Here is a 26004-nt window from a genome sequence, read left to right on the forward strand (position 1 = left end):
CTTCACGTCAAGTTCAGCGCGTGACGCACGGCGCGCGACAGATCGTTGATCAAGAAAGGCTTCCGCAGGATTTCGTCTTGCGCGAAGGCCCCCTCGACCAATCCCGTATCGGCATACCCAGTCGCCAGGATGATCGGCAGCCCGGCCTGCCGTTCACGTGCGGCCGCCGCCACCTGGGCGCCGTTCATGCCCGGCATGGCAAAATCCACGATCATGAGGTCTGGATGGTCTTGCTCCAGTCGGTCGAGGCCCGCCTTGCCGTGGTCGGCCTGGGTGACCGTGAAGCCGAGAATTTCCAGGCATTCGACGACGAAGCGGCGAACATCCGGATCATCGTCGATCACTAGGACGTGACCGCGACCACTCGTGATCTCCGCGTCGACTGCATTGGCTGCGTCGGCCTCACGGTCGAGCTCCGCACTTTCGCGAAGCCAAATCTCGATCGTAGTTCCCTTGCCGACCTCGCTTTCGATCCGGACCGACCCACCCGATTGATGGGCGATCCCATGAACTTGGCTTAGACCCAGGCCGGTTCCCTTGCCGACCGGTTTGGTGGTGAAAAACGGATCGAACACTTTGGACAGGATCGCGGGCTCGATGCCGAACCCCGTATCCGCGACCGTGATGACGATGAAGCTCTCGGCCTGACCCCGCTGCGCGCTCGTCTGCAAGGTGGTGCCGATCGTCAACGTACCGCCGGTCGGCATGGCATCCCGCGCGTTGATGGCCAGATTGAGCAGAGCCAGCTCGATCTGGTTTGCGTCCGCCATGGCCAGACGCCCGGCGGCGCCGAGCTCGGTCTTGACCGCGACGGTCGGCCCGATCGATCGCGAAACGAGATCGCCCATGCCGCCGATCAAAGCGTCGATATTGACCGGTCGGAGGTCCAGCTTCTGGCTCCGCGAAAAGGCGAGCAATTGGCTGGTGAGCTTGGCGGCGCGGTCGGAGGCGTGTTTGGCGCGGCCGGCCATGGTCTTGATGCGGTCGTCATCCGTGCGTCGGCTGATCAGATCGATGTTTCCAACGATCGCGGTCAGGAGATTGTTGAAGTCATGCGCGATTCCTCCGGTGAGTTGGCCCACGGCTTCCATCTTCTGCGCCTGGACCAGCGCCGCTTGAGCGCGCTGGCTTTCGGCGACCGCCTCGCCGACGCGATGCTGAAGCACATCTTCCGACCGCCGACGTTCGGTCACGTCCAACGACACGCCACTGATCGTTGTGGGCCTTCCGTTGTCGCCATAGACGGTTCGTCCGCTAACCTGGATCCAATGGATCGTGCCGTCGGGCCAGACAACCCGATGCTCGATTTTGTAATCCTCCTGGCGCGTGAAGGTGGCTTCGGCAGCCGCTCGCTGTTTCTCGTGATCGTCGGGATGGACGGATGCCAGCAGATCCTCATAGGTGAAGTCCCGGTTGGCTTCGCGACCAAAATGCGCCTTGAACCGGTCCGACGCCACCAGCGCCTTGCTGACAGGATGCAGACTCCACGATCCGAGATTGCCGGCCATCAGCGCCATGCGAAGCTGCTTGTCGTCATTTTCGCGGTCGAGCCAGTGAATACGAGCGTCGTATTGCCGGTCCCGCGCGCGAAGCGCCGACGCTGCGGCGCTGGTCAAGGTTTCGGCATTGATGGGCCGTTCGAGCAGGACGACGTTGCCGAGAGCTTCGACAAGATCATGCCGCACCATGCCTTTTTGACTGGTGCGTGGCAGGGTCAGCATAATGAACGGGAAGTCGGCCCATGTGGGCTGTGCATCGAGCCAGCGTCGCAAGACACGGACGTCGGAGTCCGAGAGCGCTTCTTCGGTGATGACGGCAGCGCCGGCACCGCGTTCGAGTTCCTGCGACAGGCTCCGCGCATCGGGAAGGACGACGCATCGCACGTTGGCTTTGCCGAGAACCTGCTCGATGACTTGAGCATCCCGACCGCGCGGCGCCAGGATGAGCATCCGGCGATTCATCTCAGGCCTCGACGCTTGGTTCTTGCCCCAGCATCGGCTGCTCGCCGCGATAGCTCGGCAGGCCGGACAGCACGCCTTCGAAGTCCCGCAAGGCTTTGCCGACCTCGAGCCCGGTCGACGTGAGCCTGAACTCGCGGATGGTTCGCTCATGCTTGGCGGCCCGGCTCTTGACCACGGCCACCGCCTTGCGAACCTCGCCCTGCGCTTCGAAAAAGCGGAACAGCATGATCGTATCGCTGAGATAGCTGAGATCCACGTCGCTTCGGACGTCGCCCACGATACCATGCTGGCCGAGGATCAAGATCGTGACGACGCCCAGCTGATTTAGGTAGGTCAGCAACTCATGCATTTGCAGCAGCAGGAATTTCTGACCCGGCATCGCGTGCAGGTAGGCATTGAGGCTGTCGATCACGACGAAGTTGGCACCATCCTCCTCGACCGCGCGCCTCACGTGATTGGCGAATTCGCCCGGCGACAACTCGGCCGGATCGATCTGACGCAGGTCTACCTTGCCGGCTTCGATCGCGGTGCCAAGATCCATACCGAGGTGGGCGGCACGTTCCAGCAGGGTCGCCCGTCCCTCGTCAAAAAGGTAGTAGACCCCCTGTTTGCCGCTGCGGATCGCCGCCATCATGCAACTCACGGCCGTCGAGGTCTTGCCGACACCCGAGGGACCACTGAACAGCGCGTTGGTGCCGGGCAGCAAGCCGCCGCCCAGCAATGCATCGAGCTGGCTCGACCCGGTTCCGAGCGGAGCGGCGACAAAATCCGCATGATGTTCCGACGCAATCAGACGCGGAAAGACTACGATGCCGCCTGTCTCGATGTTGAGATCGTGGAAGCCGCCACGAAATTTTGTGCCGCGCATCTTGATGATCTGCAGACGGCGCCGCTCGCTGCCATATTCCTGAGCGTGTTGCTCGAGCCGGATAACGCCATGAGCGATGCTGTGCAGCTGTAGGTCCGTCGGTTCCAATGTCCGGTCGTCAAGCAGGATAACGATACACTTACGGTTGGCGAAGAATTGTTTGAGGGCCAAGATTTGGCGTCGATATCGCAATGGATTTTGCGCCAGAAGGCGGAACTCGGAGAGGCTATCGAAGACGATGCGACGCGGCTCTAACGTGGTGACGAGATCGATCAGCCGTCCCGTCGTCTCCCCAAGCTCAATCTCCGACGAATGCAGGATCGATTGCTCCTGGTTGGGATCGAGGCCATCCTCCGTGACGAGTTCAGAGACCGTGACGCCGTCGAGAGTCCATCCATGCGTGGCGGCTCCAGCCCGCAATTCCTCCTCGGTTTCAGACAGGGTGATGTAAAGGCCTGACTCCCCCTGTCGGATACCTTCCATGAGAAACTGAAGCGCCAACGTCGTCTTGCCGGTGCCGGGTGTCCCTTCAACGAGATAGAGCCGATCCGGCGTCAACCCGCCGCCGAGGATGTTGTCGAGCCCGGAAACACCGGTCGAGACTCGAGCCTTGGACTTTGCGATCATCAATGTACCTAATGGGCCACGTGGTTGGTCCGTGCGAGCAGAATGTTGATCTTTCCGCTTGGGTTTCAACGATCAAGCGGTCGCAAAGGTGCGACCTGCCGCGAAAAGTCTGATCCACGATCAAGCATCACGATCAGGAGGGTGCCGCAACCATCCCGCGGAAGTAGAGGTCGATGCGTTTCGCAAGCGTGTCGCGCACCAGGCGAAACGCGCTCGACATGGCGCTGCGTGAGCCCTCGACGGCCGTTGGGTCGAAGGTCGGCCAATAGATCACCTCGACCGCCATCGTGCGGGTGAACTCAAGCGCTCGATGATGCGCCTCTGGCGACAGCGTGATGATCAAGTCGAAGCTGGATTCATCCAAATCCTCGAACGTGCGCGGACGGTGTCGCGACAGATCGATGCCGATCTCGGCCAGCGTTTCGAGCGTGAAGGGATTGGCGTCGCCCCGGCGGACCCCTGCCGAAATGAGGTGGGTGGAGTGTCCGATCAGTCGCCGGGCAAGCGCTTCGGCGATCGGGGAGCGAACGGCATTTTCCGAACAGGCGAACAGCACGGATTGAACCGAGCTTCGCGGCGTGTCGTTCATCGGATCGTCTGGGCTCCGCGGCATGCCGCTCAGCCTTTTGCTTGGGTTTGCGGCATGCCGCTCACCCTTTCCAATGCAGCGCCGTCACAAGCGTGAATAGCCGCCGCATCGTCTCGAAATCCGCGACGATCTTGCCGTGCAGGCGCTGTGCCAATAATTCGGCAGCCTCATTGTGGAGGCCGCGGCGGCCCATGTCGATCGCCTCGATCTGGCTTGGGGTCGCGGTCCGGATGGCTGAATAATAACGCTCGCAGAGGAAGAAATAATCCTTCAACAACGACCGGAACGGCGCCAGCGACAACATGTGCAGCACCACCGGCGCATCATCCTCGGTGCGGATATCGAGCGCGAGCTTGGTGCCTTTCAGCGCGATCCCGAGCCGGTAGGGCCCACCATCGTGGCCGGGAAGCACAAACCGATTATTTTCCACGAGGTCGAAGATTGCGATCCGGCGTTCGTGCTCTTGATCCGGCGTGCCACGACCGATCGTCCCGTCGTCGAGATCGACCGCCATCAGGCGGCATCGCGCCGGATCCGATTGGTCCATGGGTCAGGCCGAATTGGTGCGGATCGACACCGACCGCGCATGAGCCTCGAGGCCCTCCGCCTTCGCCAGCGCGATGGCAGGTGCTGCAAGCTGGGCCAAAGAGGCGGAATCGCAGCGCAGGATCGAGGTCCGCTTCATAAAATCGAGCACACCTAGACCGGAGGAGAACCGTGCCGAGCGGGCTGTCGGCAGAACGTGGTTCGACCCGCCGACATAATCGCCGATCGCCTCGGGTGTGTGGCCGCCGACGAAGATGGCTCCCGCATTGCGGACGCGTTCCGTCAGGCTGTCGGCATCCTCGGCCATGATCTCGAGATGTTCCGGTGCGATCCGGTCGACAAGGTCGATTGCCGATCGCAGGCTCGGGACCACTACAATGGCGCCAAAATCCTCCCAGCTCGCCGTCGCGATGGCGACACGCGGCAGCGTCTTCAACTGGTCCGACACCGCCCGCGCGACCGCGTCCGCGAGCGCCTGATCGTCGGTGATGAGGATCGATTGTGCCGACGCATCGTGCTCGGCTTGCGCCAAAAGGTCGGCGGCGATCCAGGCGGGGTTTGCGGTTGCGTCCGCCAGGATGAGGACCTCCGAGGGGCCTGCGATCATGTCGATGCCGACCGTGCCGAAGACACGTCGTTTAGCGGCCGCCACATAGGCATTCCCAGGGCCGACGATTTTGGCGACGGGTGCGATGGTGGCGGTTCCGAAGGCCAGCGCCGCCACCGCCTGCGCGCCGCCGATCCGGTAAACCTCATCGACCCCGGCGAGGCGGGCTGCCGCCAAAACCAACGGGTTGATGACGCCCCGCAGGGCCGGCACCACCATGACGAGACGTGGGCAACCGGCCACCTTCGCCGGAACCGCATTCATCAGAACGGAGGACGGATAGCTCGCCGTGCCGCCCGGCACATAAAGCCCGACCGCCTCGATGGCGGTCCAGCGCCAACCGAGCTCGACGCCGAGTGCGTCGGTAAAGTGATGATCGATCGGCCTTTGCCGGTCGTGGAACGCTGTGATGCGCTCATGCGCGACCTTGAGGGCCGACATGGCGTCCGCTGGCGCGGCTTCGGTCGCCGCGTCGAGTTCCTGTTCGGAGACGCGCAATCCGACCAGACCGAGATCGAGACCATCGAAGCGTTGCGACAGGTCGTGCAACGCCGCATCGCCCCGTGCGATCACGTCGGCGATGATGGCGGCCACGGCAGTGTCGACATCCTGGGCGACCTCGCGTTTCGACGCCAGCAGGGCTGCGAATTGCTGTTCGAAGTCGGAGTCGCGGCGGTCGAGACGAACAGGCATCGTGCCTCTTTGGTTGCTGGCGCCTTGTGGCGCAAGGATGCCGTCCGGCAGGGTGATGTGCTGGACTAGCTCTGAGATATGGCTGCCGGAAGCGACGTGTCGGGTCGTGAGGTCACGGTCCACCGTGGGCCCATGTCGCGCGTTTCCGCCTCGAGGCATTCAACCGTCAGGCGCACCAGACCGCCGCCTGCAAAAGCGAGCAGCACCGTGCCGGAGGGTGCGTCATCAGCAATGAACGAGATCGCCAGCAACCGCTCGTTCCGGTCGGCATCGGAACGGTCCAGCCCCGATTGCGACACATGCAGGACACGCTCGAAATGCAACCCCGCGACGCAGCGCTCCAGGGGACCCTCGATCGCGCGAGCCCAATCGAAACGCGACATGACCATGGCGAAGCGTTTCGTTCGCGGCAGGTAGGTCATGTCGCCGATCTTCACGTCGGCACCCTGCATGTGGGCCGACACGACCGCGAGATCGTCCGCGTCGACCACCACCAGCCGCAGGTGTTCGTCAGCGTCGGTTGCGGTCTCTGTCGTGGCGTCTGGTCGATTGGTCATCGCGGTCCCGTCCCCCTCGCGCCGGCCATGTGCCCGCGCGACAATGAATGAGCGGATCGCATCTCGGTTTCAAGACCGCCGCGCCAAAGCGCGTCAGCCCGGGTTGGAGAGCCGCTCGATGTGCGCGCCGCATTGACCGAGTTTGTGCTCGAGATGCTCGAAGCCGCGATCGAGGTGGTAGACGCGGCTGACCGTCGTCTCTCCCTCTGCCGCAAGCGCAGCGATCACCAGCGACACCGAGGCGCGCAGATCCGTCGCCATCACCTGTGCGCCATTCAGCTTGTCGACGCCATCGACGATCGCCGCATCGCCCTCGAGCCGAATGCGCGCGCCGAGGCGGCTCAATTCACTGACATGCATGAACCGATTTTCGAAGATCGTCTCGCGGATCCGGGACGAGCCGCCGGCACGCGTCATCAGAGCCATGAACTGGGCTTGCAGATCGGTCGGAAAGCCGGGAAACGGCTCGGTCGTGATGTCGACGGGCGAAATGCCAGCGCCGTTTCGCTGGATGCGGAGGCCCTCGTTGGTGGCCGACACCTTGGCGCCGGCCTGAACCAACGAGTCGAGAGCGCCTTGCAGCAATTCCGGACGCGCGCCTTGCAGCATGACGTCGCCACCCGTCATGGCCACCGCCATCGCATAGGTGCCGGTTTCGATCCGGTCGGGCAGCACCGCGTGGCGAGCACCTCCGAGCTTTGCGACACCGTCGATCTCGATGACCGAGGTTCCGGCGCCCTTGATCTTGGCGCCCATTTTGATCAGACATTCGGCGAGATCGACGACTTCCGGCTCACGCGCCGGGTTGATCAGCACCGTCTTGCCATGCGCCAGCACCGCCGCCATCAGGGCCGTATGCGTGCCGCCGACCGTGACCTTTGGAAATTCGATCTCGGCACCCTTGAGGCCATGTGGCGCCTTCGCGATGACGTAGCCGTTCTCGATCTCGATATCGGCGCCGAGCCGCTCCAGAGCCATCAGTAGCAGGTCGACCGGGCGAGTGCCGATGGCGCAGCCGCCGGGCAGCGATACGCGCGCTTCGCCCATGCGGGCCAGCAGCGGTGCCACGACCCAGAAGCTCGCCCGCATCTTGGAGACAAGGTCGTAAGGTGCGGTTGTGTCGACGACCCGCTCCGCTCTGAGATGGACGGTCTGTCCCGCAATGGCGGCCTCGCCTGGCCGTTTGCCGTTGATCGAATAATCGACGCCATGGTTGCCGAGGATGCGGACCAGCATGCTGACGTCGGCGAGGCGCGGGAGATTTTCCAACGTCAGAGCTTCGTCGGTCAGCAGGCTCGCGATCATCAGAGGAAGCGCGGCGTTCTTGGCTCCGGAGATCTGGATGCTGCCGTTCAACTGGTGACCGCCAACGATGCGAATTCGATCCATTGTTCCTCGCTTGATGTCTGGCTGTCGGTCCGGCCCCGTCCGACATCACGTCGCTTGGCGGGGCGCCTCGAGTGACCGGGCCTAAAAAGGGGGCGCTTAGATGTCGTTGGCGCTGCGGGTTCGCGCTTGCGCCTTGCGACGTTTCAGGTTTTCGCGCAACGCCTCGGCCAAGCGCGCCTCGCGCTCGACGGTCCGGCGCGCCTCGCGTTCAGCCGCTGCCGCGCTCAACCGCACCGGCCTCGGTTCGTCCTGTTCGACTGTCATTCGTCTTGACTTCCGCCGTCTTTCGCTGCCGTGCTCGATCGATCAGCGGCCTCGCGTCGTCGATGTTGCGACTATGACCGTCGATCCTAGGCGGTTCGCTCCCGCGCAGCAAGCCGAGCGGGCGGGTCGGTGAGAGGGTCGTTGGCGAGGCGCAACGTCTGTGCCGCTTCTTGGAAGCCCTGCGTTTCTTGCAAGGCGCGCGCTTGGGCGCCGGATCGGCAACCGCGTCGATGATGGCCGCAAGGTCGTCAATCCTTCTTCGGCCCCGATCGCGATTGTCGATTGACAAGCGGGGGCGTTCCTCCTGAGTCTATGGGGGAGGGCTCGGCCAACAGCTCCATCATGTCGCCGGCAAACCGTGCCCTGGGGAGGATCTCATGATCGACCGCATTTTGGACAGCGAAGGCGCCATTGTGGCGCGCGTGAAAGACGGCGACGTCTATGACGCATCCGAGCAGAAGATCGGGACCTGCCGGAACGGCAACGTCTATGATCGGAACGGAAAGTTCATTTTCCACGTTCAGAGCGCCGCGGAAGCCGAATCGGCCGGCAGCCTCACGGCCGATGCGGTCAATCGTCTGTTTCATCCGAAGGCCGGCACCCCGACGTCGCATTGACGATCGAAGCGTCGCACCGGCGCAGCCACGCCCGAAGCTCGATCGATCATTCGAATAGCTGCTGGTGCGTTCCGACATTGGTTCTTGGCCGCGAATGCATGTAAGCCATCGGCTTTCCAGATCGTCGTGAGATCGGCAGACCATGAACCAGCAACCGCGCGGCGCCCTTCAGGCAGGGGCGGGCCTGAGCCGCACCTTGACGTTCGTCATGGCGCTTGCCTGCGGTGCGGCGGTTGCCAACATTTATTACAATCAGCCGTTGCTCGGCGTGATGGAGCATGACTTTCCGGGGCAAGAGGGCCTCGTGGGCTTCGTACCGACCGCGACTCAACTCGGTTACGCTGCGGGGATTTTTCTTTTGGTCCCGCTCGGCGACCGCGTCGAGCGACGTCGCCTTATCCTCGTGCAGTCCGCCGTGCTGTGCCTCGCGCTGCTGGTCGTTGCGATCGCCCCGACCCCTGCCTTGATGGTGGCCGGTTCCATTCTGGTGGGTATCTTCGCCACGATGGCGCAACAAATCGTCCCCTTCGCGGCGGAGCTTGCCGAGCCGGACAAGCGCGGCGTCGTGATCGGCACGGTCATGAGCGGCTTGCTCTGCGGCATTCTTTCGGGCCGGACCCTCGCGGGCTTCATCGGGCACTGGTTTGGATGGCGCATGATGTTCGTCGTCGCCATCGGCATCATGCTGGCCGTCACTGGACTGCTGGCGGCGGTGCTGCCGCGTGGTGCGCCAAAGACCAAGGACTCCTACGTGACGCTGCTGGGCTCCTTATGGGGATTGCTGCGGACCGAGGGGGACTTGGGTCGCGCGACGGCGATCCAGACCCTTCTGTTCGCCTCGTTCAGCGTGTTCTGGACCATTCTGGCGCTTCGGCTCGAACAGCCGCCGTATCAGATGGGGGCCGATGTCGCCGGTTTGTTCGGCCTCGTCGGCGCGATTGGCGTGTTGATCGCGCCTGTCGCAGGCCGGATGGCGGATCGTCGGGGGCCACATGTCGCCATCGGGCTCGGGATCGTCGTGATGGTGCTCTCATGGGCCGTGTTTGGCCTGTGGGGATCCATTGCTGGATTGATCGTCGGTGTCCTTTTGCTCGATATCGGTGAGCAGGGCGCCTTGGTGTCGAACCAACATATCGTCTATTCGCTCCGGCCGGATGCGCGCAATCGGCTGAACACCATCCTGGTCGGCGGAATGTTCCTGGGCGGTGCCGCAGGGTCCGCCGGCGCAACGATTTGCTGGCATCAGGGTGGCTGGCCGGCGGTTTGCTGGTTCGGGATGGCTCTTGTGGTCGCGGCTCTTGGTCTCCACCTGCACGGCTTGGGACAACGCCGGATGTCAGCGAAAGAGAGCTAAATTCGACGCTTTCGGCGTCGTTTGAGCCCCGTTCGCGCGATCGAGGTTGCAAATCCTGCTGTGTCGGCTAGGACACTTTCGCATTTGCGAGAAGCGTCTGCGGGCCGATGCCTGTTTTGTTTCCGCCCAAAAGACCCTTCGGGTGCGTCAACCGTGCGCGCGCTCTCACTCGACATCAAGATTTGAATCATGAACCTGCGCAATATCGCCATCATCGCCCACGTCGACCACGGCAAGACGACGCTCGTGGACAAGCTTCTTCAGCAATCCGGCTCATTCCGTGACAACCAGCGGGTTGCCGAGCGCGTGATGGACTCCAACGATCTCGAAAAAGAGCGTGGCATCACGATCCTGGCGAAGGCCACGTCGGTGATGTGGCATGAGTCGCGCATCAATATCGTCGACACGCCGGGCCACGCGGACTTCGGCGGCGAGGTCGAGCGTATCCTCAGCATGGTCGACGGCGTGATCGTGCTGGTCGATGCGGCCGAAGGCCCGATGCCGCAGACGAAATTCGTGGTTGGTAAGGCGCTGAAGCTCGGCCTTCGCCCGATCGTCGCGATCAACAAGGTGGATCGGCCGGACGCGCGGGTAACCGAGGTCGTCAACGAGGTGTTCGACCTGTTCGCGGCGCTCGACGCTACCGACGACCAGCTCGATTTCCCGATCCTCTACGGGTCGGGCCGCAACGGCTGGATGGCGAATAGCCCGGACGGGCCGCAGGACGGCATGACGCCTCTGTTCGAGCTCGTGCTCAAGCATGTACCGCCGCCGAAGATCGAAGAAGGCGCGTTCCGCATGCTGGGGACGCTGCTGGAAGCCAATCCCTATCTCGGCCGCGTCATCACGGGTCGTGTTTTCGCCGGTTCGGTGAAGCCCAACCAGTCGGTCAAGGTTCTCGACGCCTCGGGCGCCGTGATCGAGACGGGTCGCGTCTCCAAGATCCTTGCTTTCCGGGGCATCGAGCGGGCGCCGATCGATGTGGCGGAAGCCGGTGACATCGTGGCGATCGCGGGCCTGACGAAGTTCAACGTCGCCGATACGCTCTGTGCTCCCGAAGTGACGGAGGCGCTGCACGCTCAACCGATCGACCCGCCGACGTTGTCGATGACGTTTTTGGTGAACGACAGCCCGCTGGCAGGGACCGAAGGCGACAAGGTCACCAGCCGCGTGATCCGCGATCGGCTTCACAAGGAAGCCGAAGGCAACGTTGCGCTCAAAATCACCGATTCGCCGGATGTCGACAGCTATGTCGTGTCGGGTCGCGGCGAATTGCAGCTTGCGATCCTGATCGAGACGATGCGCCGCGAAGGCTTTGAAATCGGCGTGTCGCGTCCGCGCGTGGTGTTCCGCACCGACGAGGACAGCGGCGAGCGAATGGAGCCGATCGAAGAGGTCGTGATCGACGTCGACGAGGAGCATTCGGGCGTCGTTGTGCAGAAAATGTCGGAGCGCAAGGCCGACATGATCGAGATGCGACCGTCGGGCGGCAATCGTCTTCGGCTGGTGTTCCACGCGCCGACGCGCGGACTGATCGGCTATCAGAGCGAATTGATGACCGACACCAAGGGCACGGCGATCATGAACCGCCTGTTCTATAATTACGCGCCTTGGAAGGGCGGCATCATGGGCCGTCGCAACGGCGTTCTGCTGTCGACCGACTCCGGTGAAGCGGTCGCTTACGCGATGTGGAACCTCGAGGATCGCGGGCCGATGATGATCGAGCCCGGCTGGAAGGTCTATCAGGGCATGATCATCGGCGAGCACACCCGTGAGAACGACCTCGAGGTCAATGTGCTCAAGGGCAAGAAGCTGACCAACGTCCGGGCCGCCGGCAAGGACGAAGCGGTTCGGCTTACCCCGCCGATCCGCATGACGCTGGAAAAGGCTCTGGCCTATATCGAAGACGATGAGCTCGTCGAGGTGACGCCGAAGTCGATCCGTCTTCGCAAGATCAAGCTCGATCCGAACGAGCGCAAGCGCGCCGAGCGGTCGAAAGATCCAAACGCCTGATCGCCTGAGTTCAGCGGGATAACCAATCGAGGTCGCGAATGCGGCCTCGATTGCGTTTGACAATCCGACGCGCGTGGCGCGCGACGTCGCGTTCGCCCCTAGACGTCGTCCTCGATCATCAGGTGGTGAAGTGGGATCCGTAGGGACCATTGCAGCCCGGTGGGCGCAAATGTCATGTTCGCGATACCATCCAGCGCGCGGGCCACGACGCGCTCCATGACCTTATGCCCAAACCCCTGACGCAGCGGGGGTTCGATCGCAAGGCCGCCGAATTCGTTCCAGAGCACATGCAGCCACCGCGGTTCGCCCGATTGGTCGGCTTCGAGGCTCCATTCGACCGCGACCCGGCCCGCAGGTCCCGACAAGGCGCCGAACCGCATCGCGTTGCTGGTCAATTCATTGAGCGCAAGCCCGATATTCTGAGCCGCCTCGGGGCGAATGAAGATCGCCGGACCCGTGATGCTCACGCGCTCTCCATGCTGTTCGATCATGGCGCTGAGATGCCCATGTGCGAGATCGATCAACGAGGCGCCGCGCCAATCCTGCGCCGCTAGAATTTCGTGCGAAAACGACAGGCCACGAAGGCGCGCGGAAAAGCGACGTTCGAAGTCGGCCGCCGTCAAGCTGTCCTTCACGGTCTGTCGCGCCATCGCCTGAATGATCGCCAGCAGGTTTTTAGATCGATGCGTGACCTCGCGCATGAGGACATGCACCTGTTCGTGGTGCAACCGCACGTCCGAGATGTCGCGAGCGGTGCCGACGATCTCAGCACCATCCTGTTCTGGCATCGACTTGGCCCGTAAGGCTAGCCAACGCTCTGGCCCCATATCGAAGCGACGGAACCGAAGCTCCAGATCATCCGACGACGCTTCTCCCCGCGAGGCCGCGTTCAGAAAAGCAGAGAACACCAGAGCATCCGTCGGCGACAAGGCCTCAAGCCATTCGTTTTTCGTGACCGAGGCTTTACCGGTCATTCCCAAGAGGGCCTGCATCCGACGGTCGACATCAAAGGTGTCGGTCGAGCGATCGTAACTCCAAAATCCTGTTGCGGTCGCGTCCAGCGCGAACTCAAGACGCTCTTTATCGTTCAACGCCGTTTTCGATTGATCGCTCGACATGCGATTGGCATCCGCGACCTGGATCTGATCCTCTCGAGTACGCGCCGTCATTGCCGACCTAGGAAACGGCGACGGGATAAGTCCGATGCCGCTGCCGTCGTGCCACCTGGACATGCAATCCCGACCTCGTTCGAACCCGTTTGCACGAGGCGGGCCTTGTCTCGAACGCTTCCCTTCGCGCTAAGGTGTTGAACTGACGCAAAGGACATGAGGATGCCTATCTGACCACGCAGGGGCGGCACGATCCGGAACTCCCGACGATCGCGCTCGACTAGCATTCAATCCGGCTTGATGTCCGGCGATTGCCACCTTTTACACGCCTTGATTCGGAACGACTACTGGCCCGAATGGTTCCATTCTGAACCTGTCCGGGATCGCCTGAAGCCCCCGTGCCCAACGACCGTCAAAGACGAATGCCAGCTTCGATAATCCGGTTCCACAAGCAAAGGCCGCACGGCAACCGATGACCGATTCAGCGTTTCCTCCACGCCCCGCTCTGAAGCCCGACGAGATCCGATCGATCATTATCGGGCTTATGATGGCCATGCTCCTGGCTGCACTCGACCAGACGATCGTGGCGACAGCGATGCCCACCATCGGACGAGAATTGGGCGACGCTGAGAATCTGCCCTGGATCGTCACGGCCTATCTGCTTGCCTCCACGGCCGTCACGCCGCTCTACGGCAAGTTCAGCGATATCCACGGTCGTCGTATCGCGCTGTTGATCGCCATCATCTTGTTCATCATAGGCTCGCTCGCCTGTGCGCTCGCGCCGACCATGGTGGCGCTTGCGCTCGCGCGCGGCGTTCAGGGTCTCGGTGGCGGCGGTTTGATATCGCTAGCGCAAACCATCTTGGGCGATATTCTGTCACCACGCGAGAGAGCGCGATATCAGGTCTTCATCGCCAGCGTGTTCGCTTTGTCGTCGCTGGCAGGGCCGCTGCTCGGCGGCTTTTTCGCTGAACACTTTCACTGGTCGCTCATCTTCTGGATCAACCTGCCGATCGGTCTAGCGGCTTTTCTGATGACGAACGGCAAGCTGCGGCTTCTACCTCGGCATGAGAGGCGCCACTCGATCGACTTTCTCGGCGCCGCGATCCTCGTTGTCGCAACCGTCAGTCTCTTGCTGGCGCTCAGTTGGGGCGGCATCCGCTATCCGTGGGGATCACCGCGCGTGCTCACCCTGTTGGGCCTTTCGATCGTTGCCTGGGCCGGCTTCGTGGTTCGTCTCCGGATGGCGCGCGAACCGCTCATCCCGCTCGCCGTGCTCGGCGATCAGGTTGTGGCTACAGGGACGCTGGCGGCGTGCTTCGCCATGGGCACGTTCATCGGGCTCACGATCTACGTTCCGATCTATCTAGAGGGCGTGCTGGGCCTCACGGCCAGTCAATCCGGCATCGCACTCGTTCCGCTGATGATCGGGACGGTCGCAGGCGCCACCATCTCGGGTCGGTCGATGATGTATTTCACGCATTATAAGCGGCTGCCGTTGCTCGGCATGGTGATCAGCGTCGTCACATGTGCGGTCTTGGCGCTGGCGGCTCCGGCTCTGCCGCTGGCGGCGCTGGAAGTGATGCTGTTGCTGATCAGCCTGGGCCTCGGCACGATCCTGCCGCTCGCCACCATCGCGATCCAGAACGCGGTGGCGCATCACCAACTCGGTACCGCAACCGCGACCATGAACTTTTTCCGCTCGCTTGGAGGCGCGTTGATCGTCGCTGTCTTCGGGACGATCGTGATCGGGGGCGGTGGCGTCAAGGCAATCGGGATCGGGAACAGCAGCCCGTTGGCGGCAGCCGATCTCGCTCAACTCTCGCGCACCTTTCAGGTCGTCTTCGCGGCAGCCGACATCAGCCTGATCCTCGCCTTGCTCTGGCTCGCGCTGATGCAGCAGCGCCCCCTCCGCGGGCAGGCGAAAACAAGCGAAAAGGCTGGCGAACCCCTTCCCATCATGATCGAATGAGCCAAAAGAAATAGACGCGACGCGTGGGTGGGAACACGAGAATGGATGCTTCAGTCAGCGCAAGGCGGACCGGTCCGGAACGGATCGCCAAGCCCTGGTATATGATCCTCTACATCCAAGTGTTGATCGCCATCGCGCTCGGGATCGCTTTGGGCGTGCTGGCCCCGCAAACCGGCGCCGCCATGAAGCCGCTTGGCGATGCCTTTGTGGCGTTGATCCGCATGATGATCGCGCCAGTCATCTTCTGCACCGTGGTGCATGGCATCGCCACGATGGGCGATCTTGGCCGCGTCGGGCGCGTCGGGCTCAAGGCCCTGCTGTATTTCGAGGTCGTGTCGACGATCGCCCTGGTTCTGGGGATCGCGGTGGCCGAGCTGCTGCAGCCAGGACGTGGGTTCGATATCGACCCGGCCAAGCTCAACGCACAATCGATCTCGACCTTTGTGACGGCCGCCAAGCAAGACAATATCACGGCGCATCTGCTCGGCATCATCCCGACCAGCTTCTTCGATGCGCTGGCGCGTGGTGATCTTCTCCAGGTTCTCCTCGTCGCGATCCTCAGCGGTGTCGCGATTTCTCATATGGGCGAGACCGGGGAGCGGATCGCTGGGGCCATCGACGCGGCTGGCCAGATGTTTTTTCGGATCATCGGCATCATCGTGCGGGTCGCGCCGATCGGCGCTTTCGGCGCGATGGCCTTCACGATCGGGGCTTTCGGGGCAGGCGCCCTGGTCAGGCTCGGTTTCCTGATCGTCACGTTTTATCTCACCAGCGCGGTCTTCATCTTGGTCGTCCTGGGAGCTGTCGCCTATCTCTGCGGCTTCTCGATTCTGCGTTTCATCCTCTATATCAAGGACGAATTGCTGATTGTGCTCGGCACCAGTTCGTCCGAGACCGTGCTGCCGCACATGATCCAGAAGATGCAGCGGCTCGGCGCATCGAAGTCGGTCGTCGGTCTGGTGATCCCCACCGGATATAGCTTCAATCTCGACGGCACCAACATCTACATGACGCTTTCGATCCTGTTTCTGGCGCAGGCCACGAATACGCCGCTGAGCTTTGGGCAGGAACTCGGTATCATCGCGGTGGCGGCGCTGACCTCGAAGGGAGCGTCGGGCGTCACGGGCGCCGGGTTCATCACGCTCGCGGCGACGCTGGCGATCGTGCCCGACATTCCCATCCAGTCGCTGGCGGTTCTGGTCGGGATCGATAAATTCATGAGCGAATGCCGAGCCCTGACCAATTTGATCGGCAACGGCGTCGCGACAGTTGTGATCAGCCGCTGGGAAGGCGAGTTGGATGCCGAGCGTCTGAAACACGTTCTGCAACATCCGGCTGCGGAAGGCACGGCCGCTGTCGCCGAATTGGAAGCAGCGGCCGAGTAGCACGGGCGAGGCGGCCGGTCGTCAGAACAGGCGACCGCCGTTTGGGACCGGCAACGAGGGGCCGATCAGCACCACCTCTCCGGTCGCATCCGGAAACCCCAAGGTCAGCACCTCCGACATGAAGGGGCCGATCTGACGCGGCGGAAAATTGACGACCGCCGCAACCTGCCGCCCGATCAGATCCTCAAGACGATAATGCGCCGTGATCTGTGCCGACGACTTTTTGACGCCGATCGGCTCACCGAAATCGATTTGCAGCTTGAAGGCGGGTTTGCGGGCCTGCGGAAACGGCTCGGCCTTGACGACCGTGCCGACCCGGATATCCGCCGTCAGAAAGTCGTTGTAGGAGATTGTAGCGCCCGGTGGGGTGGGTTCGCCCACGCGCCTAGATCTCCGGGTCGATCGCGTCGAATTCCGCATCGCGACGCGACGTGGAGGATGTGTCTCGCTTGCGCTCCTTCATGCGCCGACGCGTGTCCATCACGGCGCGCCCGAGAAGCCGCAAGGGAGAAGCAAGACGATCGAGGTCGTCCACCCGTGCGCTCAGCATCTCGCCGCGCTGGAGTTCACGATCGAGGGCCGCCATGGTCTTAGCCATCCCGGTTTCGTCGTCGTTGAGCCAGATATTGAGGATGCGGGCCCAGGCGACCACCAGCCCCTGGAGCTTCACGGCCCCGGTCCGGCCTTCGCTGTCGATGCCAGCCGCTTCGAGCATGAACCGCATGGAGTTCAGCGCCACCTGATTGAGCGCGGCGGCCGCAAGCCCGTCACTCCGGACCCACTCGGCCACGCTTTCGAGGCCGAGCCGATACGGCGCCATGGCGTCGAGACGGCGCATCAGCACGTCGAACAGCCGATCCTTGGCGGTTTCCTCGTCGAGATCCGTGGTCGTCCCGTCCAGCACGATCCGGTCGATCTTGCGGGAGAAGCCGGCAAGCGCAGCCCCCTTGGACGGAAAGGCATCGCGGAAATCCGCAAGCGAGACACTGGCGCGGGTGGCAATGTCGGTAATGCCGAAGTCGCTCCAATCGCGCTCCGCCGCCAATTCCATCATGGCTTCGATGATGCGATCCTTGGTCGACGGCAGCTTGGCCTTCGGCGGCTCATCATGGACGCCGATCGGAGATGGCGCGGGATTGTCGCTCTGGTTGAACGCGCCGGCATCATTATTCTCAGCCATCAGTACCTCCGTCGATCTCCTCTCATTCTAGAGGACGGTGCTACATTGGCCAACCTCTGCGTCGACGCAGGCTTAATCAGGGGCGACTTAGCCACCCAGAGCGACGGCTCGGTCGCGCGCTGCCGCAACGGCACGCGTGACCAGCGACCGAAGTGCATCGTCGGTGGCAAAAACGTCGAGAGCCGCCGCCGTCGTGCCGGCCGGCGAGGTCACGTTACGGCGCAGTTGTTCTGCCGAAACGGTGGGTTCCGCCGCCATCAAGGCCCCCGCACCCTCCACGGTGGCGCGCGCGAGACGCGCCGACAACGCCGCATCGAGGCCGAGCGCCTCGGCCGCCTCGGCCAAGCATTCGGTCAGCAGAAACACATAAGCGGGTCCGGAGCCGGACACGGCCGTCACGGCATCGATGAGATCTTCGCGATCGAGCCATTCGACCTGTCCGACCGCCGCCAGAAGCGCGTGAACGCTGCGCTTCTGAGCCGGTGTCACCGCCTCATTCGCGAAGGCGCCCGTCATGCCATGCCCGACCGCGGCCGGCGTGTTAGGAATCGTCCGCACGATGGCTTTGGCCGGGATCTGTCGGGCCATGTCCGCGATCGTCTTTCCGGCCATGACCGAGACCAGCACGGTTGCTGAATAATCGAAATGGGCCACGAGGGGTGCGACGGTCCCGAACATCTGCGGCTTGACGGCCAGGACCAGAATTTCCGGGGGCATCAGGGTCGCGAGGTCTGGGTTGAGCGAGAAGCCGCGCTCCTTCGCGAGATGGTGGAGGTCGTCCGAGGCCTGCGGGTCGCTCACTGCGATCTGGTCAGCGGCGACGCCAAGATCGAGCCATCCACGGAGCAGGGCGCCGCCCATCTTGCCAGCCCCGGCCAGCAGGATCGATCGTGGCAGGTCGCTCATGCTTCGCCTTGGGTCTCGAACATCGCGCTATCGAGCGCTTCGCGGGCGGTCTTGCCGGCCCAGATCACGAACTGGAAGGCCTGATAGTAACGATCGCAGGTCTCGACCGCCATCTTGAGAATCGCCTCGCATTGACGCCCATCCGGGTCGGCGCCGCCTGACATCAAAATCGAATGCCGAAACATAACGACGTTTTCGTTGTTCCAGAGATCGAAGTGACCGATCCACAGATGCTCGTTGATCAGCGCAATCAACCCGAGAATAGCGGTCCGTCGACGATCCGGCACCTTGATGTCGAAAGCGCATCCGACATGCAAAGCTTCGAGATCCGATAGCCAGGTAAAGGCCACGTGATAATCGGAAAAACCGCCCTGTACCGAGATCGAGATCTCATCTTCGTCATCGCGGTCGAAGGCCCAGTCGTGGAACGAGGCAATCCGCTCGACAACGTCGACGGGATGCTCGGCGCGGTTCACTTCGATTGGGAGAAGAGACATGCGAGGTCCTCTGCATGCGGGGATGACAAAGCCAGGGGCGCGGACGCTGGGACGCCGAGCAGCCGGACCAGTCGAAATAGTGACGACGAATCAGCGTCGAGCATCGTTATAACCCTAACTGATCGTGAACGGCACGCGGGAAGACCGTCGCGGATTCGCATGAATCGGTAAAGAGTCCCGAAAGGATGTCCACAACCTAAGGGCCGTACGCTGAGGCGTCCGCAGGCGGGATTTCGGTGCCCGGGAGCACGGAACCAGGGTGGGACGAGCACGTTTACAAGGGCGTGAGCGGAGTGGTGCTCTCCCCTCCCATCTCTCTGCTCCGCCACAAGAACCCGCAACGGCAGCCCCTGGCCGTTGCGGGTTTTTGGCTTATAGGAGCGGGCCCCAGCATCGAGCGATATGGCTGGAGCAGGAACCCACCTGCGGCTCGAGCGTTGCAGTAGCGTAATTGGCGGCCCTGTCTTTCGCGGACCAGGTGTCGCCCTCCTTTATCATCGTCGAGGGACAATCATGGCTGATCGTGGGTTTGAGAAAGTTGCACGGGATTTGAGCTCGGACTTTTCCGCGCTGCGCGACGATGTCCGTAAGCTGACCAATTTGGTCTCGGACCTCGCAAGCGATCAGGCCGATACGACGCGCAGCAGCGTGAAGGGTGCGATGGACCGGGCTCGCGATCGGTTTTCGTCGACAGCCGATCGCTTTACCAGCCAAGCCAGTGATGTGGCGGATCGTTTCACCAGCCACGCCAGTGACGTGGCCGACCGATTTACGAGCCAGGCCAGCGACGTTGGAGAGCGTGTGCGCGGCGCCGGTCACGAGATTGAGAGTCGCATTGAACGCAACCCGATGACTGCCATCATGATCGCTATTGTGGGTGGCTTGCTGATCGGCGCAATGAGCCGTTCGCGTCGATGACGAACCCGATCTCCCGGCTGATCGCTCAGGCCGAAGTCAACGTTACCGAGATGGGGCGGCGCGCCGTCGATCAAGCCGCCGCCACGGTGAAGGCGCGCAGCCAGGAGGTTGTCAGCGATGTCATGAGAACCGCAACCAGCACGGTGAAAACAGTCGCGACCAAGGCTGGTTTGGCCTTGTTTGCGGGGGTCATGCTGATCGTGGCGGTGATCTTTGGCCTGATCGCCCTTTATGACTATCTGGCCAGTCTGATGGGACCGATCGAAGCCCTTCTGGCGATGGCGGCGCTTTTCCTCGTGCTCGGCATCGCCGGGATCGTGGTGATGATGACCATGTCGACGAGCTCGACCGTCAAGGACAAGAAGGCACCCGCGATCGCTGCGACGCAGGACATCGAAGCGGCTCAGCGAGCGATGGCGGCCAGCCAACAGCCGCCTGTCGAGGCAGCCTCCGCCGAGGTGCGGGACGACGTTGCGGCTCAGCTTAAGAGCCATGATCCAGATCAGGCCATGCGATCTGGCCTCGACGCCGTGGTGTCGGCCTTGGGCGATGCGGGTTTCCGGCGCGAACAAGCCGGTCTGAGAGCCGGGATCGCAATCGCCAGCCAAATGCGGCCTGTGCAACTGGTTTCGCTCGCGCTGTTAGGCGGATTTCTTGCGGGAGTCCGGTCGAAACGAGGCCGCCGTTCAACTTAATCGCGTGCGCCTGGCCCATATCAATAAAAAGGGAGCGTCGCGCTAACCGCGACGCTCCCCTTTTATTTCGTCGATCTCGGGTTCAGGCCGATACTTGCGCCGCGGCCGTATCGCCACGCCGATGAGCGGTCTTGTTGAAGAACAGAACCTGGCTGATGACGGCCCGGAGTTGTTCGACACTGAATGGCTTGGCGATGAGGAATGCCGGTTCGGGCGGCGCGCCGGTCAAGAAACGCTCGGGGTAAGCCGTGATGAAAATGACCGGCACTTCCAGCGATTCAAGAATCTCGTTCACGGCTTCAAGACCGGAGCTGCCATCTGCCAGCTGAATATCCGCGAGGATGAGACCGGGGCGGTGCTCGTGGATCGCCGCCAGCGCCTCTCGATGCGTCCGCGCGACATCGACGACCCGATGACCGAGGTCTTCAACCACGTTTTGCAGGTCCAGAGCGATCAGCGGCTCGTCTTCGATGATCAGCACTTCGGTCGAAAGCTGCTGTGCAATCTCATGATTAGCGCGTTCGATTAAGGCCTTTGCCTCATCGACGGAACATTCCAACGTCCGCGATAGATCGTTGATGTCAAACCCTTCGAGCGCCGTCAGCAACAGGGCGACGCGCGGCCAAAGCGAGATGGCTTCGAGGCTCCGGGTGACACCACCCTGATCAGCGCTGGCTGTCGTATCGGTCCGTCCATTGATCGCGACAGAACCCCAGAGCGTCAGAAACAGCTTATAGAGATCGGTGCGGATGTCGGCGCTTGCGGCGAAGCTCGAAGGATCGGCGACGATGGCTTCGAGCGTCTCGACCACATAGGCATCGCCACCCCGTTGGCTCCCCGTCAGAGCGCGCGCGAACCGACGAAGATGAGGAAGATGGGGTGCAATCGCCTGCGAAATGGACATCCGTAATCCTTGAGTATTTTGGCGCCTGGCATAGCTTTGTAAAACAGGCCAAGGAAAATAAAGTTCCGTTATGGAACATTAATTTTCGCCGATGCGTTGTGTCTCGGCGGTGGTCTCGTGAGACGGTCAAGTGTCACGAGCGCAGGCATTAGGTATCTACGGTATCGTCGATGACGGAGCAAGCCAGCTCCGGATCGCAAGGAGAGCGGGATGAGTAAATCGGACGGAGGTCAAGACCCGACCGTGACGACTAAAGTGACATCCCCGCCCGATGAAGCAGCACAAAATCCCGTCGACGTTCCTCCAGAGGGAGGCGATCGGGATGGCGCTTCTGTACCGACCGTCGACATACAATCCTACATCGGGTCACAACTCCGCGCGGTTTTCGACGATGTTGCAAACCAGCCTGTTCCGGACCGTTTTCTCGAACTGATGCGCCAACTCGACTGACGGTGGCATTGGCCGCGCCACGTCCTGCTTAGACGTAAACCGGATCGCCATCGGTACCATGACGATCCGTGGATGAAACCCATCCTGAATATGTCCAAATGTAATCGACATGCGGATGTTGTTTCGGCGGCAGGCCTCGCCAGGCTAGGGTGAAGGCCCTTGATGTCTCTGACCACTGGCCAGGGCGGTAACCAAGCCGCAACCCCGATTGGCTAGCCTCGCAATGTCGCTCCTGTCGGACGCGTCGTTGCGAGAGATGATCGTATGAGCCTCACGAATTTGCCGCCTGCCGCGATAGGGCTTGCTTGTATGCTGGTTGCAGCCCCGGCCTTTGCGGACGAGATGAAGGCTGTGCCATCGGGTGTGAACCGCCAGATTGACTTTTTCGCAAGCGTCAATCCCGACTGCACGTCGGTCGGAACACCCACGGTTCGCCTGGTCGACGGTCCGAGTCGCGGAACCATCACGACCGACAAGGGGCGCGACTTCATGGTCTTTCCGCGCTCGAATGTCCGCCACGTCTGCAACCGCCGCCGCCTGTCGGGTTTAAAGCTGTTTTATAAGTCGCAGTCGGGCTTCCTCGGCGTTGATCATGTGCGCGTGCTGATTCTGTCGGCATCCGGCACGGGCCGCGAGGCAACTTACGCGATCGATGTGCGCTGAAAGTGGTCGGCGTCGGCGCTAGTCATCGGGCTCCGTGGTGAACTGGAGCGGGAAGCCCTTCAGCCGCCCAGCCTCGGTCGCGCGGGCGGCTTTCGTTTCCGCGACATCTTTCGGGTAGACCGAAACCACGCAGACGCCCTTGCGGTGTGCGGTCATCATAACATGACCCGCCTGTTCCTCGCCCAACCGGAATTCCACCTTCAGCACGGTGACCACAAAAGCACGTGGCGTGAAATCGTCGTTGACGAGAAGCACCTTATGAAGGCGCGGACGCTCGGTTTTCGGTTTGACGACCGTGCGCGGGATATTGACCACGTCGCTCATGATGGCCTCGATCGACGTTGAAATGGGTAAAACGGCGGAGAGTCCGCTTTCTCCGCAATAGGTCGTCCGGGCTGGCGTCCGGGTCAAGGCGAAAGAGGATCGTTTCGTCACGCTCGCCTCGATCGGGAACAGCTTGATGGGTCCGACGTTTCTGGCCTGGGTGGCCACGACATTGGGCATGCCGAGGAGGCCAATATGGAACCGATGAAGCCGATGCGACCCATGGAACCGATGAAGCCAATGGAGCCGATGAAGCCGATGGACGGCGGGGAGCCTTGGTGGCCGACAGATCTTGGGCAGCCGTCATCAAGTGGGGCGCAACAGGGCACGCGTTACGCATTCTTTGGCGAGAAGCGGCGGCTGTTGATCGAACGCGACGGGACGCTCGAGACCTATGACACGGGTCAGCACCGCATCAGCGGGGTCGGGCAGCAGGATGGCTCACAGCGGACCCTGACATTCTCCAGCCAGACTGGCGAGGTCGCGCTTCAGGATCTTCGTCGGGTCGACTGATCAAAGGGGCACCGCATGCCCATCCTCATTGCAGTGATCGTGCTCCTGACCGGAGCGCTGAACACGGTGCAGGCTGGCGCAAACGCGACATTGAACAAGGTGCTGCAGGCGCCTGTGTTTGCGCTGTTCACCGTAACGGCCGCGAATTGCGTGGTCTACCTGCTCGCGGGGACCGTCGTCGGCTTCATATGGCCGGAGAGTGGTCGGCTCGCTCAGGTTCCTTGGTGGGGATGGATTGGCGGAGCCTTCGGCGGACTTTACGTAATCGCCATGGTGTTTCTGGCGCAGAAACTCGGTTCGGCGATGTTTACCGGTCTGAGCGTGACGGCCGCAATTCTCACATCTGTGCTGCTCGATCATTTCGGCTTGGTCGGCTTCGAACAACACAGCGCAAGCCTGTGGCGCGTCACCGGATGTTTGTTGATGATTGGCGGCCTGACCTTGGTTTGCGTGTTCTAAGCGCCACGATGTCCACACCCTCGACGCCCGTTTGTGCGCCGGGACTGGATCCGGGCCCGATTGAATGCAACGTTTGGTCCAGAGCCGCAGGGCCGAAGCCGTTTTGGCGTATCGGTCGATCTGCGCGCGATGGAGCCGACCGATGATGACCGCAACCCGCTCCGCTCTGGCTTTGTTGATGATCATGGCGGCAGTTCCGGCCATGGCCCGGACCAAGGATCCCACTCTCCAGGATCGCCAACAGGCCGCGTGTTTCGGCGATGTTCAAAAGCTGTGTGGTGACTTCATCCCGAATGTCGACCAAGTCACAGCTTGCATGTCGGAGAAGAAACCCTTGGTCAGCCCGAAATGCGCCGAAATGTACGACGCGAAGTAAGAGCAAGCCTTGCCTTAAAACGCGAAGGACATTCCGGGGCTGACGCTGCCACCGCTGCCGCCGCCCAGCGTCGGCCGCGCACCACTGCCTGGATACATCTCCGGCTTGTCGGGTTGGTCTTGCCCCTGGTCAAAGAATTTCTTGCGACCGCGTGCCAGCGCCGCCGCTTTGTCGTCGGACATCGTCGGCGCCGGAGTCTGGCTGGTGGTGACCGGAACTTTCTGCCCCTTTTTGCGGGTCGTCTTGGCGTGTGGCGCGTTGGCCGGCACCGCAAAGGGGTGGTCGAGGACCGACGGCGACAGCGCGTCCTCCGATCGGGCGACGGAGCCGGACGCGAGCAGCGACGCTCCAATCAGGATAGCCAGGCTCAGTCGCTTCATTCCGGCAGTCCCTTATCGGTGCGATCGGTGGTCGTCGAACCGGATCATAAGATTGGCTCGGTTCGGCGCAAAGGCTGATCGCAAGAAATGGGCGCCAAAAAGGCAAAGCCTCGTTCAGCCCCACCTTGTCTCAAAGGTGCGCGCTCGTTTCTGCCATCCGCGCTTCATAGACCAGGATAGCGGCCGCGAGATCCTCGAGCGATGCGCCGACCGATTTGAACAAAGTGATCTCGTCGGCATTCCGCCGTCCGGCATGGAGGCCGAGGCAAAGCTCCCGCAGATCGGCCTTGATGGCCTCCACGCCGATCACGCCGCTCGCGAGCGGTTGCACGAGATCGCCCGCTTCGGTCAGGGCGCCCTCGCGCGTGTCGACGAAAATCGAGGCGCGGCGCACCGCCTCATCGTCGCTTTCCCGCATGCGCGGATTAAAGGCGCCGACAAGATCGAGATGCGTGCCGGGCTTCAGCCAAGCGCCATAAACGAGCGGGCTCGTCGCCAGCGTCGCGCAACTGACGATGTCGGCGGTGCGGACGGCGGCTTCGAGATCACGACAGGGGTCGGCGCGAAACCCGATCGATCGAAGCGATGCGGCCGTTGCTTCGGCCTTGCTCTGGTCCCGCGCCCAGATTTGGATCGTGTCGATCGGGCGCACGCTGGCATGGGCGGCCGCAAGACGGGTCGACATCGCGCCCGCGCCAACGACCAGCAAGGCCCGGCTGTCCGGCCGCGACAAGGCGGATGACGCGAGCGCCGAGGCGGCGGCGGTCCGGCGCGCCGTCAGTGATACGCCGTCGATGATGGCGAATGGCTCGCCGGTTTTGGCGGAGGACAGGATGTAGGATCCGGCGATGGCCGGCAGCCCTCGCGCGCCATTGCCGGGAACCACCGAGACCAGCTTGACGCCGAGGTAGTGTCCCGTCGTCCAAGCCGGCATGAGCAAGAGGGTGCCCGACGCTTCGCCGGGGATGTCAAAGCCGTGGTGATGACGCGGCGGGGCTACGCAATCCCCCTTGAACATGGCCGAGAGCGCCTCGATGAGGTGCGGCCAGTTGGCCAAGCGCTCGACCTCGTCGGCTCCGATCCTCATCATGCAAGCGCACTCCCGTCCCACGTCGACATCGACTCGCCGATTTGTACACGGGATCAAGGACGATCACGATCGCTCGTGATCGTCGGGCCATCGTCAAC

At 62.4% G+C, this 26004-nt stretch carries 29 protein-coding genes; 12 read left to right on the plus strand and 17 right to left on the minus strand.

What is annotated here, in order from left to right; genetic code table 11:
- Positions 1 to 2: 2 nt before the first annotated feature.
- The 8 genes from LGH83_RS15090 to LGH83_RS15125 form a co-directional block, all read right to left on the minus strand.
- On the minus strand, positions 3 to 1961 hold the full coding sequence (locus tag LGH83_RS15090) for a PAS domain-containing hybrid sensor histidine kinase/response regulator (RefSeq protein WP_227399368.1): 1959 nt from the start codon (positions 1959 to 1961) through the stop codon (positions 3 to 5).
- A 1-nt stretch (position 1962) separates the two neighbouring features.
- On the minus strand, positions 1963 to 3456 hold the full coding sequence (locus LGH83_RS15095) for an ATPase domain-containing protein (RefSeq protein WP_227399369.1): 1494 nt from the start codon (positions 3454 to 3456) through the stop codon (positions 1963 to 1965).
- A 133-nt stretch (positions 3457 to 3589) separates the two neighbouring features.
- The gene (locus LGH83_RS15100; RefSeq protein WP_227399370.1) at positions 3590 to 4069 is read right to left on the minus strand and encodes a low molecular weight phosphatase family protein; all 480 of its coding nucleotides are present in this window, start codon (positions 4067 to 4069) and stop codon (positions 3590 to 3592) included.
- Between the two features lie 37 nt (positions 4070 to 4106).
- Entirely contained in the window at positions 4107 to 4592 is a 486-nt protein-coding gene (locus LGH83_RS15105; RefSeq protein ID WP_227399371.1) for a UPF0262 family protein, read from the minus strand.
- A 3-nt stretch (positions 4593 to 4595) separates the two neighbouring features.
- A complete protein-coding gene (gene hisD / locus LGH83_RS15110) occupies positions 4596 to 5891 on the minus strand; it encodes a histidinol dehydrogenase (RefSeq protein ID WP_227399372.1) in 1296 nt (431 codons plus the stop codon).
- A gap of 65 nt (positions 5892 to 5956) precedes the next feature.
- A complete protein-coding gene (locus LGH83_RS15115; RefSeq protein ID WP_227399373.1) occupies positions 5957 to 6448 on the minus strand; it encodes a DUF2948 family protein in 492 nt (163 codons plus the stop codon).
- Between the two features lie 93 nt (positions 6449 to 6541).
- Complete coding sequence (gene murA, locus LGH83_RS15120; RefSeq protein ID WP_227399374.1) at positions 6542 to 7837, minus strand: UDP-N-acetylglucosamine 1-carboxyvinyltransferase; 1296 nt, start codon at positions 7835 to 7837, stop codon at positions 6542 to 6544.
- 96 nt (positions 7838 to 7933) lie between these two features.
- On the minus strand, positions 7934 to 8101 hold the full coding sequence (locus LGH83_RS15125; RefSeq protein ID WP_165490971.1) for a hypothetical protein: 168 nt from the start codon (positions 8099 to 8101) through the stop codon (positions 7934 to 7936).
- Positions 8102 to 8478: 377 nt separating this feature from the next.
- Here LGH83_RS15125 and LGH83_RS15130 point away from each other — a divergent pair, with 377 nt between their 5' ends.
- The 3 genes from LGH83_RS15130 to typA all read left to right on the plus strand — a co-directional run bounded on the left by LGH83_RS15130 (position 8479) and on the right by typA (position 12085).
- Complete coding sequence (locus LGH83_RS15130) at positions 8479 to 8718, plus strand: DUF3659 domain-containing protein (protein WP_131113539.1); 240 nt, start codon at positions 8479 to 8481, stop codon at positions 8716 to 8718.
- Positions 8719 to 8860: 142 nt separating this feature from the next.
- Entirely contained in the window at positions 8861 to 10072 is a 1212-nt protein-coding gene (locus LGH83_RS15135; RefSeq protein WP_227399375.1) for an MFS transporter, read from the plus strand.
- Positions 10073 to 10261: 189 nt separating this feature from the next.
- The gene (typA, locus tag LGH83_RS15140; protein WP_131113538.1) at positions 10262 to 12085 is read left to right on the plus strand and encodes a translational GTPase TypA; all 1824 of its coding nucleotides are present in this window, start codon (positions 10262 to 10264) and stop codon (positions 12083 to 12085) included.
- 98 nt (positions 12086 to 12183) lie between these two features.
- On the opposite strand, the gene LGH83_RS15145 is transcribed toward typA, so the two are convergent.
- Positions 12184 to 13317 (minus strand): sensor histidine kinase, encoded by a 1134-nt coding sequence (locus LGH83_RS15145; protein ID WP_227399376.1) that lies wholly within the window; start codon positions 13315 to 13317, stop codon positions 12184 to 12186.
- Between the two features lie 349 nt (positions 13318 to 13666).
- Between LGH83_RS15145 and LGH83_RS15150 the strand changes: the two genes are divergently transcribed.
- Both LGH83_RS15150 and LGH83_RS15155 read left to right on the plus strand, forming a co-directional pair.
- The gene (locus LGH83_RS15150) at positions 13667 to 15166 is read left to right on the plus strand and encodes an MDR family MFS transporter (protein WP_227399377.1); all 1500 of its coding nucleotides are present in this window, start codon (positions 13667 to 13669) and stop codon (positions 15164 to 15166) included.
- Positions 15167 to 15207: 41 nt separating this feature from the next.
- Positions 15208 to 16551, plus strand: a complete 1344-nt coding sequence (locus LGH83_RS15155) for a dicarboxylate/amino acid:cation symporter (protein WP_319799553.1) — start codon at positions 15208 to 15210, stop codon at positions 16549 to 16551.
- 21 nt (positions 16552 to 16572) lie between these two features.
- Here the strand turns inward: LGH83_RS15155 and LGH83_RS15160 are convergent, their stop codons facing one another.
- The 4 genes from LGH83_RS15160 to LGH83_RS15175 all read right to left on the minus strand — a co-directional run bounded on the left by LGH83_RS15160 (position 16573) and on the right by LGH83_RS15175 (position 19134).
- A complete protein-coding gene (locus LGH83_RS15160) occupies positions 16573 to 16971 on the minus strand; it encodes a tRNA-binding protein (protein WP_413771055.1) in 399 nt (132 codons plus the stop codon).
- Positions 16937 to 17731 (minus strand): TetR/AcrR family transcriptional regulator, encoded by a 795-nt coding sequence (locus LGH83_RS15165; protein WP_227399379.1) that lies wholly within the window; start codon positions 17729 to 17731, stop codon positions 16937 to 16939. Before LGH83_RS15165 ends, LGH83_RS15160 begins: the two co-directional genes overlap by 35 nt.
- An 87-nt stretch (positions 17732 to 17818) precedes the next feature.
- Complete coding sequence (gene proC, locus LGH83_RS15170) at positions 17819 to 18637, minus strand: pyrroline-5-carboxylate reductase (protein WP_227399380.1); 819 nt, start codon at positions 18635 to 18637, stop codon at positions 17819 to 17821.
- Positions 18634 to 19134 carry a YbjN domain-containing protein gene (locus LGH83_RS15175; protein ID WP_131113531.1) on the minus strand — a complete coding sequence of 167 codons (501 nt, stop codon included), beginning with the start codon at positions 19132 to 19134 and terminating at the stop codon, positions 18634 to 18636. Before LGH83_RS15175 ends, proC begins: the two co-directional genes overlap by 4 nt.
- A gap of 402 nt (positions 19135 to 19536) precedes the next feature.
- Here LGH83_RS15175 and LGH83_RS15180 point away from each other — a divergent pair, with 402 nt between their 5' ends.
- Positions 19537 to 20052, plus strand: coding sequence for a DUF883 family protein (locus LGH83_RS15180; protein WP_227399381.1), 516 nt, complete (start codon positions 19537 to 19539; stop codon positions 20050 to 20052).
- On the plus strand, positions 20049 to 20747 hold the full coding sequence (locus LGH83_RS15185) for a hypothetical protein (RefSeq protein ID WP_227399382.1): 699 nt from the start codon (positions 20049 to 20051) through the stop codon (positions 20745 to 20747). The genes LGH83_RS15180 and LGH83_RS15185 overlap by 4 nt, the downstream gene beginning before the upstream one ends.
- A gap of 82 nt (positions 20748 to 20829) precedes the next feature.
- On the opposite strand, the gene LGH83_RS15190 is transcribed toward LGH83_RS15185, so the two are convergent.
- Entirely contained in the window at positions 20830 to 21651 is an 822-nt protein-coding gene (locus tag LGH83_RS15190; RefSeq protein ID WP_227399383.1) for a response regulator, read from the minus strand.
- A 210-nt stretch (positions 21652 to 21861) separates the two neighbouring features.
- On the opposite strand from LGH83_RS15190, the gene LGH83_RS20160 reads away from it, so the two are divergent.
- Together LGH83_RS20160 and LGH83_RS15200 are read left to right on the plus strand one after the other, a co-directional pair.
- On the plus strand, positions 21862 to 22101 hold the full coding sequence (locus tag LGH83_RS20160) for a NepR family anti-sigma factor (RefSeq protein ID WP_413771056.1): 240 nt from the start codon (positions 21862 to 21864) through the stop codon (positions 22099 to 22101).
- 264 nt (positions 22102 to 22365) lie between these two features.
- Positions 22366 to 22764: a hypothetical protein gene (locus LGH83_RS15200; protein WP_227399384.1), complete on the plus strand. Its 399-nt coding sequence runs from the start codon at positions 22366 to 22368 to the stop codon at positions 22762 to 22764.
- An 18-nt stretch (positions 22765 to 22782) separates the two neighbouring features.
- On the opposite strand, the gene clpS is transcribed toward LGH83_RS15200, so the two are convergent.
- Complete coding sequence (gene clpS / locus LGH83_RS15205) at positions 22783 to 23088, minus strand: ATP-dependent Clp protease adapter ClpS (protein ID WP_227401868.1); 306 nt, start codon at positions 23086 to 23088, stop codon at positions 22783 to 22785.
- A 195-nt stretch (positions 23089 to 23283) separates the two neighbouring features.
- Here clpS and LGH83_RS15210 point away from each other — a divergent pair, with 195 nt between their 5' ends.
- The 3 genes from LGH83_RS15210 to LGH83_RS15220 all read left to right on the plus strand — a co-directional run bounded on the left by LGH83_RS15210 (position 23284) and on the right by LGH83_RS15220 (position 24436).
- The gene (locus LGH83_RS15210) at positions 23284 to 23601 is read left to right on the plus strand and encodes a hypothetical protein (protein ID WP_227399385.1); all 318 of its coding nucleotides are present in this window, start codon (positions 23284 to 23286) and stop codon (positions 23599 to 23601) included.
- 15 nt (positions 23602 to 23616) lie between these two features.
- A complete protein-coding gene (locus LGH83_RS15215; protein ID WP_227399386.1) occupies positions 23617 to 24060 on the plus strand; it encodes a DMT family transporter in 444 nt (147 codons plus the stop codon).
- Between the two features lie 142 nt (positions 24061 to 24202).
- Positions 24203 to 24436 (plus strand): hypothetical protein, encoded by a 234-nt coding sequence (locus tag LGH83_RS15220; protein ID WP_227399387.1) that lies wholly within the window; start codon positions 24203 to 24205, stop codon positions 24434 to 24436.
- A 14-nt stretch (positions 24437 to 24450) separates the two neighbouring features.
- On the opposite strand, the gene LGH83_RS15225 is transcribed toward LGH83_RS15220, so the two are convergent.
- Together LGH83_RS15225 and LGH83_RS15230 are read right to left on the minus strand one after the other, a co-directional pair.
- The gene (locus tag LGH83_RS15225; protein ID WP_227399388.1) at positions 24451 to 24816 is read right to left on the minus strand and encodes a hypothetical protein; all 366 of its coding nucleotides are present in this window, start codon (positions 24814 to 24816) and stop codon (positions 24451 to 24453) included.
- A 130-nt stretch (positions 24817 to 24946) separates the two neighbouring features.
- On the minus strand, positions 24947 to 25906 hold the full coding sequence (locus LGH83_RS15230; protein ID WP_227399389.1) for an ornithine cyclodeaminase family protein: 960 nt from the start codon (positions 25904 to 25906) through the stop codon (positions 24947 to 24949).
- Positions 25907 to 26004 lie beyond the last annotated feature (98 nt).

It is taken from the genome of Lichenihabitans sp. PAMC28606, assembly GCF_020616535.1.
In the GTDB taxonomy this organism is placed as follows: domain Bacteria; phylum Pseudomonadota; class Alphaproteobacteria; order Rhizobiales; family Beijerinckiaceae; genus Lichenihabitans; species Lichenihabitans psoromatis.

What these genes read in the sequence shown, in the direction of transcription:
- LGH83_RS15090 (WP_227399368.1), bottom strand. Translation starts at nt 1,961, where the DNA reads ATGAATCGCCGGATGCTCATCCTGGCGCCGCGCGGTCGGGATGCTCAA.
- LGH83_RS15095 (WP_227399369.1), bottom strand. Translation starts at nt 3,456, where the DNA reads ATGATCGCAAAGTCCAAGGCTCGAGTCTCGACCGGTGTTTCCGGGCTC.
- LGH83_RS15100 (WP_227399370.1), bottom strand. Translation starts at nt 4,069, where the DNA reads ATGCCGCGGAGCCCAGACGATCCGATGAACGACACGCCGCGAAGCTCG.
- LGH83_RS15105 (WP_227399371.1), bottom strand. Translation starts at nt 4,592, where the DNA reads ATGGACCAATCGGATCCGGCGCGATGCCGCCTGATGGCGGTCGATCTC.
- hisD (WP_227399372.1), bottom strand. Translation starts at nt 5,891, where the DNA reads ATGCCTGTTCGTCTCGACCGCCGCGACTCCGACTTCGAACAGCAATTC.
- LGH83_RS15115 (WP_227399373.1), bottom strand. Translation starts at nt 6,448, where the DNA reads ATGACCAATCGACCAGACGCCACGACAGAGACCGCAACCGACGCTGAC.
- murA (WP_227399374.1), bottom strand. Translation starts at nt 7,837, where the DNA reads ATGGATCGAATTCGCATCGTTGGCGGTCACCAGTTGAACGGCAGCATC.
- LGH83_RS15125 (WP_165490971.1), bottom strand. Translation starts at nt 8,101, where the DNA reads ATGACAGTCGAACAGGACGAACCGAGGCCGGTGCGGTTGAGCGCGGCA.
- LGH83_RS15130 (WP_131113539.1), top strand. Translation starts at nt 8,479, where the DNA reads ATGATCGACCGCATTTTGGACAGCGAAGGCGCCATTGTGGCGCGCGTG.
- LGH83_RS15135 (WP_227399375.1), top strand. Translation starts at nt 8,861, where the DNA reads ATGAACCAGCAACCGCGCGGCGCCCTTCAGGCAGGGGCGGGCCTGAGC.
- typA (WP_131113538.1), top strand. Translation starts at nt 10,262, where the DNA reads ATGAACCTGCGCAATATCGCCATCATCGCCCACGTCGACCACGGCAAG.
- LGH83_RS15145 (WP_227399376.1), bottom strand. Translation starts at nt 13,317, where the DNA reads ATGTCCAGGTGGCACGACGGCAGCGGCATCGGACTTATCCCGTCGCCG.
- LGH83_RS15150 (WP_227399377.1), top strand. Translation starts at nt 13,667, where the DNA reads ATGACCGATTCAGCGTTTCCTCCACGCCCCGCTCTGAAGCCCGACGAG.
- LGH83_RS15155 (WP_319799553.1), top strand. Translation starts at nt 15,208, where the DNA reads ATGGATGCTTCAGTCAGCGCAAGGCGGACCGGTCCGGAACGGATCGCC.
- LGH83_RS15160 (WP_413771055.1), bottom strand. Translation starts at nt 16,971, where the DNA reads ATGCGGAATTCGACGCGATCGACCCGGAGATCTAGGCGCGTGGGCGAA.
- LGH83_RS15165 (WP_227399379.1), bottom strand. Translation starts at nt 17,731, where the DNA reads ATGGCTGAGAATAATGATGCCGGCGCGTTCAACCAGAGCGACAATCCC.
- proC (WP_227399380.1), bottom strand. Translation starts at nt 18,637, where the DNA reads ATGAGCGACCTGCCACGATCGATCCTGCTGGCCGGGGCTGGCAAGATG.
- LGH83_RS15175 (WP_131113531.1), bottom strand. Translation starts at nt 19,134, where the DNA reads ATGTCTCTTCTCCCAATCGAAGTGAACCGCGCCGAGCATCCCGTCGAC.
- LGH83_RS15180 (WP_227399381.1), top strand. Translation starts at nt 19,537, where the DNA reads ATGGCTGGAGCAGGAACCCACCTGCGGCTCGAGCGTTGCAGTAGCGTA.
- LGH83_RS15185 (WP_227399382.1), top strand. Translation starts at nt 20,049, where the DNA reads ATGACGAACCCGATCTCCCGGCTGATCGCTCAGGCCGAAGTCAACGTT.
- LGH83_RS15190 (WP_227399383.1), bottom strand. Translation starts at nt 21,651, where the DNA reads ATGTCCATTTCGCAGGCGATTGCACCCCATCTTCCTCATCTTCGTCGG.
- LGH83_RS20160 (WP_413771056.1), top strand. Translation starts at nt 21,862, where the DNA reads ATGAGTAAATCGGACGGAGGTCAAGACCCGACCGTGACGACTAAAGTG.
- LGH83_RS15200 (WP_227399384.1), top strand. Translation starts at nt 22,366, where the DNA reads ATGAGCCTCACGAATTTGCCGCCTGCCGCGATAGGGCTTGCTTGTATG.
- clpS (WP_227401868.1), bottom strand. Translation starts at nt 23,088, where the DNA reads ATGAGCGACGTGGTCAATATCCCGCGCACGGTCGTCAAACCGAAAACC.
- LGH83_RS15210 (WP_227399385.1), top strand. Translation starts at nt 23,284, where the DNA reads ATGGAACCGATGAAGCCGATGCGACCCATGGAACCGATGAAGCCAATG.
- LGH83_RS15215 (WP_227399386.1), top strand. Translation starts at nt 23,617, where the DNA reads ATGCCCATCCTCATTGCAGTGATCGTGCTCCTGACCGGAGCGCTGAAC.
- LGH83_RS15220 (WP_227399387.1), top strand. Translation starts at nt 24,203, where the DNA reads ATGATGACCGCAACCCGCTCCGCTCTGGCTTTGTTGATGATCATGGCG.
- LGH83_RS15225 (WP_227399388.1), bottom strand. Translation starts at nt 24,816, where the DNA reads ATGAAGCGACTGAGCCTGGCTATCCTGATTGGAGCGTCGCTGCTCGCG.
- LGH83_RS15230 (WP_227399389.1), bottom strand. Translation starts at nt 25,906, where the DNA reads ATGATGAGGATCGGAGCCGACGAGGTCGAGCGCTTGGCCAACTGGCCG.